Here is a 7,351-nt window from a genome sequence, read left to right as displayed (position 1 = left end):
GGGCAAACGCCCGCGTGCAATGCCCGCAAGGGCCAAAAACCAAAGGATGACCGTCGGCTTCACGACCTGAACACCTCTACATCGCCGACACGTCGCAAATTCAGCTGCTTGTTCAGCGTAGCCCTAACACCCTCTAACGACAACGCCGCGTTCGAACAACCGCTCGTCGATGTCACGCAGCCTCAACTGAAACCGATAGCATCAGCGCACGGCACAACTGATACCGATCATGGGAAAGCGATGGCCGTGATAAAAACGATCTGGAACTTTGCATCGCGGGATGCCCCCTGGCCCCGTCAGCAACGTGACATTGCTGAAGCTAGTGTCGGAAAGCCGATTTGGCAAAACCATCATTGCGCATATTTCTCGCATGCATCCGTTACGTGGATCAGTGTTATCCAAACAATCGATTTTGTAGTCGACACGGAAATGCCGCATAGTGCGTCCCGCAATGCACAGTACAGCCACCCACTATCCATTCCATGAACGCAAATTTGCATGAACCGCCTGAACGCAACTGGCGCTGTCCGCTCAAATATCGCTTTCGGAGTGCCCTTTACCATCGGGGCCGTGATCCGCTTGATGACAATGGGCACGCTAACCCGCATCATCCAACCTGAAGGACCGTTTACACCGCCCATCCGCCCAAATCGATCGTTGTGAGCATTTCCGATGCATTTCTTTGAGATTCTCCGCGAAACTTCCTGAGATCAACGCTTGGTAATCGCGTACAGAGAGTGACAATTGGTAGCGACACCTGTTTTTTACTGTGGTTCCGGCGACCCGATTTTTCTTCCGGGACTATTCGAAAACATTTTCAGATACGACATTTTATTTTTTTATTTTTCGCGAATTATTGCGCACCGAATATTATTTAGCTTACCTACCGACTCTGATCTATCTTGCCGTCGAGCGGAGCATGTGTCATACGCCGGTGGCCGTTCGCGGTCGCGCCTGAGCTCCATCCTGTGCGGTGGGTGGATTTTTCCATCCCGTCTTGGGGGATAACACCGAAGCGCCTTGAGCGCCTGAGAGGTTTGGCACACGAAGAGTTGGGCGCTAAGTTCGTTGTTTCGACGCGCAGGCCTTGCGCAGTATCGGGCTCTATCAATGCCCACGATTCGTTGCGATCGGTGCGTGCGTCTTCTCGGTTTCCGTTTTTCGGAAAGCCGAGTTAATACCACACTCCGAAATTAAACATCCCAGACATGGGTTTTTTTGAACTGGCCTCTTATGCAAGCTGTCGTCTTCAGTGACTGTGCTGGGTGGCTGCATCCCGCACCAGGACAGCACGGTGTCGTGTTGTGCAATGCTTTCGGCTACGACGAACTATGCACGCATCGTGCATGGTTGCAATTGGCCGAACGACTGGCTGTGCAGCAAATGCCCACGCTGCGTTTCGATTATCCGGGAACCGGCAATTCGCTACATGTTGAGGAGGATCCGGACCGAGTCGACGCATGGATCGGCAGCATCGCCGATGCGCTAGCATACCTGCGCACTGTATCCGGCGTACAACGCGTCTCGCTATGCGGGTTCAGGCTCGGTGCGATGCTCGCCGCGCTTGCCGCCGAGCGGTTGTCGGGCATTGATGGACTCGTGCTGCTCGCCCCGGTGCTGTCCGGGAAAAAATATCTGCGTGAACTGCATGCGCATCATCACCGCTGGCTCAACGCGCGCGCCCATATGAGCATGTGCACGGCGCCAGAGAGCATGCGCACGGTCGGCGCGTTAGGCTTCGGGCTTCATGGCGACGACATCGACAGGATCGGGGGGATCGATCTGCGCAACGACACGACAGCACCCGCGCGACGCGTGCTCTTGCTTGAGGCGAACGACCGCAACAGCGGGAACGCATTGAGCGCGCGATATGAAGCATATGGCGCGGCCGTCGAGCGTGCGCCGTTCGATGAACTTGATCACTTTCTCGTCGAGGCACGCTTCAGCAAGCTTCCGGCTCGTGCGTTCGCGACAGTATCGGCATGGCTCGCAGGCGACGTCGACGGAAATGGCAATATCGACGCTTCGCCCGCTTCTCTGCGCACACTGAATCAGTCCGCGTCCCGCGCCATACCGGTCGCGCCCACATTGGCCGGACCCAATTTCATGGAGCAGCCGGTTTCTGTCGGCGCATGCTTCGGCGTGTACTGCCGCCCGCGCGACGCACTCGAGAATGCCCCTGCGGTGTTGTTCCCAAACACGGCCGCAAACCACAACATCGGCGACGGCCGCTGCTTCGTGCTATTCGCCCGCCGTCTCGCCGCGATAGGCATCGCGTCGCTGCGAATGGATCTGGCCGGTCTCGGCGACAGCGCCCCCGAAGAATACACAATTACAGCCGAGTCGCTCCATTCGCAAGAGGCATGCGGCGATGTCATCGCCGGCGCGAACTGGCTGCTCGAACAGGGATACACGGCAGTCGTTACATTCGGTATCTGTAGCGGTGCTTTCGTTGGTCTGCATGCGTGCGCGGCACACCCGCAAATCGTCGGCGCGTTCGGCGTGAATCTTCAGCAGTTCGTGTGGCAAAACGAGGAGCGGGTGCGAAACAGCAGCGCTATCGCGTCGAACCGGACGCTGCGGCGAGCCGCGCTTAGCAAAGACAAATGGAAGCGCGTATGGAGCGACAAGGCATCGCTCGCTGGCATGGTACGTGGACTCGTGGCGCGGGCGACACGCCGTTTGGAGCGTCGCGTCGCCGATTTGATGGACGCGACCATCGGTTGGTCGTTCTCTCCGAACAATGCTCGCCGACTCCTCGAACTTCTCCACGAAAAATGTGCCGAAGTGCGGTTGTTATACGGTGAGTTCGATCACGGTATCGACGAATTAAAGCTGCAGTTCGGCGCGAATCTACGTGGCCTGAGGCGATTTCCGCACGTACGGGTCGCGATGTTGCCAATAGTCGATCACTCGCTGTTTATGCGCGCCGCGCGCGAGGCCGCCATGAGCGATGCGCAGCGGTGGTTGCTGGAACGGTTCTGCAGCCGGCCAGATGCCTCATCGGAGGCGCCCTACCCGCCGCAAGTGAAGATGCCGCCCACGCCGACTGTCGAGCCGTAGCCCGTTCCATGCGCTTCGCCCGCCTCTTTTCTTCGCATAATAAGGTATCCAAATGAAAGAAATTCTGCGTCGCATTATTTGCGAATCGGTTCACTTGCGCGGATCGCCTGACACGCTTAACGATGAAACCGACTTGTACGCCGCCGGACTCGAATCCATAGCGACCGTCCATCTGATGCTGGCTATCGAGGAAACCTTTGAAGTCGCGATTCCGGATAAGATGCTCGGCCGACAGTTTTTCTCGAGTATCAATTCGATGGCCGATGCGATCTTACGACTCCAGAAACAAAAGGTGACGTCATGAGCGCGCAGCTTGCGCACGAGGCGGCACTGCGGGTCGCTCGGGTAGCCGCCAAGCATGCGTACGCAGTCGATCGCGATGCGCGCTTCCCGGCCGAAGCTATCGACGCACTGCGAAAAGAGCATCTCCTGGCCGCATTGGTCCCGGCCAGTTTCGGCGGCGCCGGTCTAACGCTGACCGACGTCGCGTCGCTCTGCGAAGTCATCGCGCAAGGCTGCGCGTCCACTGCGATGATCTACGCAATGCATTTGACCCAAGCGGCGTGCGTGATCTCGCATTGCTCCGGACGGCCTTGGCAGCTGGCTTTCGTCGAGCGGATGGTCCGTGAGCAGATGCTGCTCGGATCTGCGACCTCCGAGGCAACTACCAGCGGAAGTCTGCGCGCCAGCATGTGCGCAGTACAGCATGACGGCCAGCGGTTCCGCATCGAGAAGGACGCGCCCACTATCTCGTATGGCGCTTACGCTGACGCCATTCTTATTACTGCGCGCCGTGCGGATGACGCGTCGCCCTCCGATCAGGTGCTAATTGTGGCGTTGCGCACCCAGCTCGCACTAGAACCGCAAGGCAACTGGGACGCGCTTGGTATGCGAGGTACCTGTAGCTCGGGATTTCGTCTCGTGGCGAACGTGGATGATGCGCAGATTCTGATCCCGCCGTTCAGCGACATCGCCAACCGTACAATGCAGCCGGTGTCGCATGCGCTGTGGGCTGCCGTATGGACCGGCATCGCGGCGGATGCGCTGCGGCGCGCAAACGCGTACTGTCGCGCTCAAGCGCGCGCGTTGCCGGATGGCATGTTGCTTGCCAGAGTACGGCTTGTTCGTGCGACCGAGCAGTTGCAGACGATGAAAGCACGCTTGAGTACGGCACTTGCCGCAGCGCAGACTGTGCCTGCGGCCGAGTACGGCAAATGCGCAACAGAATTGCCGCTGACCGTTCAACTCCGCTTCATGGCGGATATGAATAGCCTGAAAACCAGCATCTCGTCGGCCGCACTGAAGGTCGCGCACGAGGCGATGATGATCTGCGGGATCAGCGGGTACCTGAATGGCGGCCGCTATAGCATCGGCCGGCATCTGCGCGACCTTTACTCTGCCCCCCTAATGATTAACAACGACCGGATTGACCAGAACACGGCCAGTCTGCTACTTGCGCAGCGCCCGTCACTATTAATAGAAGAGGCATGAAATGAGCGTACGTGTCACATCTTCCCTCCCTAACTATGCACACGGTGATGCCCCCATATCCGATGCGCAACGGCCGTTGCGCGACCGGTTGATCGCAGCCGGCCTGCTCGTCGACACCGGCGAAAACGGCCTGTATGGGCACAACCATATCTACGAAGGCATCGTCGAACGCCTGACCTCCCTGATATCGTACATGGCTGCGGACCAGCATCCGGAAGTTCTGCGCTTCCCGCCAGCGGTGCCGCGCAAGGACTTCGAGGACAGCGAATACCTGAACAACTTTCCGCACCTCGCCGGCACGATTCACGCGTTCTGCGGCGACGAGCGCGACCACCGGCGCCTGCTGCGGGCGCTCGACGACGTGGTGTCCGATCCCGGCGACGAGCGAAGCGACGCCTGGCTGGCCCAGCAAAAGCCAACGCGCGCTGTGCTCACACCCGCTGCGTGCTATCCGGTCTACCCGGTCATCGCGCGACGCGGCCCGCTACCAGAAAATGGGCTCACAATTGACGTGCTGTCGTACTGCTTCCGTCACGAGCCTTCCCTGGATCCGACGCGCATGCAAATGTTCAGAATGCGCGAGTACGTGCGGATTGGCTCGCCAGAAGATGTTCAGGCTTTTCGTGCGACATGGATCGAACGCGGCCATGCACTTACAGGAATGTTACGCCTGCCCGCTGAACTCGACGTCGCGAACGACCCATTTTTCGGCCGCGGCGGCAAGATCGTCGCGGACAGTCAGCGCGCGCAGCAGTTGAAATTCGAACTGCTGATCCCGGTAACGGATCCACACCGCAAAACCGCCTGCCTATCGTTCAACTATCACATGGACCACTTCGGTCGGATATGGAAACTGCGTTGCGCGAATGGCGCCGTCGCGCACTCGGCCTGCATCGCATTCGGAATGGAGCGGCTCGCGCTTGCGCTGCTGCATCATCACGGGTGCCACGTCGAAGCATGGCCCGACGACGTGCGTGAACTACTTTGGGGCAATAGTCGCGAGCGCATTGCCGCTGAATTAGAGTGCTGGCGACAGCCTGCTGACGCACCCGAAAATGATGTCAATAACGACGAAAAACAATAAATTTATTGATGGTGCAGAGGCGCTCATTCGTAAGCGTTGCTCGAGCACCGTCTATACCGATGGCGCCAAAGTGGACACACTAGGCCCCCACCAAATGATGAACTGAACCCCGAAGGTTGGACATCAACCCGAGGGGTTTATGGGAAATGTTGATCGGGTAGAAGATATTGGACATCATCGACTGGAACGCCGTGAGGTCCGCTGCGGCGAGGCCTGTGCAACTACGCATGATCTCGCCGACGATCGCGAACTCGTAGCCATAGATGCCGGCGGCCAGATCGACGTTGGTGTCGCCGGCGAGACTCTGCAGCGTCGAGGACCACGCGTTCATGATCTGCACCGCCTTGTCGGCGTATGCCGTGTCGCCAGTGACTTTCCAGTACAGCGCGCAAGCGTAGGCGGCGGCGATGTCGCCATACAGCTGCGGATAGTTCTGCGGTCCGGTGCCGCCACGATTGATCTGCGCGGCCGGCCGGGGCGACCAGGACAGTCGCGTGTGGCCGTTGGCGGTCAGCACCTGAAAGCCGGCGTACCAGGGCTGCGCCTGCGCGGCGACCTTCTGCGCCATGCGGTCGAAGTCGGTCTGCGTGTGCAGGAGCCCCGGATGCACGAACGCGCCGCTCGTCGCAACGGCGGCCTCGCCGGTTTGCCGCTCGTGCGAGCACGAGGCTGGCCGTGTTGATGCTCGCCGCCCTCGCAACGGCCGAGCGGCTCACGGCCGCTTCGCCGACGCTGCCGCCCCCGCCGCATGCGCTCAGCGCCAACGCGTCGAGGCTGTGCCAAAAGGTGCGGCGCGACACTGCCAAGGTGAAACTTTCTGTTTTGGTTTGATCCATATCGCGATTCCGTTCATGTAGCCGAGACCCCGTTCCGTCATCATGTCGCTCAGATCACCTCCGCGCTATTTGCACCAGAGCCCACCAAATCCGGTCCGGTTCAAAACCTCAAAAACTGGGCGGTATTAGAGAATCACGCGGACATCAAAAAAACATTTTATATCAATGTGATGGGCGATCGGTGGCATGATGGTCCCAATCCATAGGGTCTGCAGTCTTGATCTTGCTTGTGTGCGCACATTGGGTTTTCGGGATTAGATAAGGGTATGGCGCGTTTGGCTGGCAAGAGTACGATTCTCCGGTTCCGTCACCTCCTCGCAACACACGGCTTGCCCGCGTAGATGCTCACGCTGGTCAATGAGATCCTGAGCGACCAAGACTTGATGCTGAAGGCAGGGTCGGCGGTCGATGCGATCTTGATTTCGGCACCCAGTTCGACAAAGAACGGCTCTGATACACGGGGCCCGGAGACGCACCAGACGAAGAAGGAACCAGCAGCAGTTTGGATAGACGAAGGCCCGGTATCGAGGGTTGATGAAGAGCACCGCGCAGATCACGACACTGTTTGCACTGGCCAACCGTTGGATGGCGCGCAAGGCTTTACTCGAAACGTGAAAAGCCCATCGGTCTCGGCAAACGAAGGTCGTCATGTTTCGAAAGCCGGGCAACCACCCTGCCAACAAACTCTTACGACTGATATGCCGCAAGTGACAAAAGATCAGCGCTCTGAAAACTAGTTGGAAGGACCTTCCCTAGCAGGATGCGGAAATACCCCCGCCCGGAATCGGCCTTCCACGATTTGAGCGCCCACCGTCGCTAAATCTTTCGCATTGTGCAATTTCAACGCGCATCAACCTTTTTAAAGCACTGTGAGGCC

General features: G+C 58.8%; 7 protein-coding genes and 1 pseudogene. 7 read left to right on the top strand and 1 reads right to left on the bottom strand.

Annotated features, from left to right (window positions below):
* The 5 genes from AB3X94_RS40805 to AB3X94_RS40785 form a co-directional block, all read left to right on the top strand.
* A partial coding sequence (locus AB3X94_RS40805) for a hypothetical protein (protein WP_368614410.1) occupies window positions 1-486 on the top strand: 486 nt, incomplete at its 5' end.
* 813 nt (window positions 487-1,299) lie between these two features.
* On the top strand, window positions 1,300-3,063 hold the full coding sequence (locus AB3X94_RS40800) for an alpha/beta fold hydrolase (RefSeq protein ID WP_368614409.1): 1,764 nt from the start codon (window positions 1,300-1,302) through the stop codon (window positions 3,061-3,063).
* 52 nt (window positions 3,064-3,115) lie between these two features.
* Window positions 3,116-3,367, top strand: a complete 252-nt coding sequence (locus tag AB3X94_RS40795; protein ID WP_368594217.1) for an acyl carrier protein — start codon at window positions 3,116-3,118, stop codon at window positions 3,365-3,367.
* Window positions 3,364-4,554 carry an acyl-CoA dehydrogenase family protein gene (locus tag AB3X94_RS40790; RefSeq protein WP_368594216.1) on the top strand — a complete coding sequence of 397 codons (1,191 nt, stop codon included), beginning with the start codon at window positions 3,364-3,366 and terminating at the stop codon, window positions 4,552-4,554. Before AB3X94_RS40795 ends, AB3X94_RS40790 begins: the two co-directional genes overlap by 4 nt.
* A 1-nt stretch (window position 4,555) precedes the next feature.
* On the top strand, window positions 4,556-5,638 hold the full coding sequence (locus tag AB3X94_RS40785; RefSeq protein ID WP_368594215.1) for an amino acid--[acyl-carrier-protein] ligase: 1,083 nt from the start codon (window positions 4,556-4,558) through the stop codon (window positions 5,636-5,638).
* A 79-nt stretch (window positions 5,639-5,717) separates the two neighbouring features.
* Here the strand turns inward: AB3X94_RS40785 and AB3X94_RS40780 are convergent, their stop codons facing one another.
* The gene (locus AB3X94_RS40780) at window positions 5,718-6,206 is read right to left on the bottom strand and encodes an alginate lyase family protein (protein ID WP_368594214.1); all 489 of its coding nucleotides are present in this window, start codon (window positions 6,204-6,206) and stop codon (window positions 5,718-5,720) included.
* A gap of 107 nt (window positions 6,207-6,313) precedes the next feature.
* Between AB3X94_RS40780 and AB3X94_RS40775 the strand changes: the two genes are divergently transcribed.
* Entirely contained in the window at window positions 6,314-6,469 is a 156-nt protein-coding gene (locus tag AB3X94_RS40775) for a hypothetical protein (protein ID WP_368594213.1), read from the top strand.
* 250 nt (window positions 6,470-6,719) lie between these two features.
* Window positions 6,720-7,089: pseudogene (locus AB3X94_RS40770) on the top strand (hypothetical protein); the annotation flags it as partial.
* Between the last annotated feature and the right edge of the window lie 262 nt (window positions 7,090-7,351).

The organism is Paraburkholderia sp. BR10923 (assembly GCF_040948765.1).
GTDB lineage: Bacteria > Pseudomonadota > Gammaproteobacteria > Burkholderiales > Burkholderiaceae > Paraburkholderia > Paraburkholderia youngii.
The sequence above is the reverse complement of the archived record's forward strand: the minus strand, read 5'-3'. Positions and strand labels throughout refer to the sequence as shown.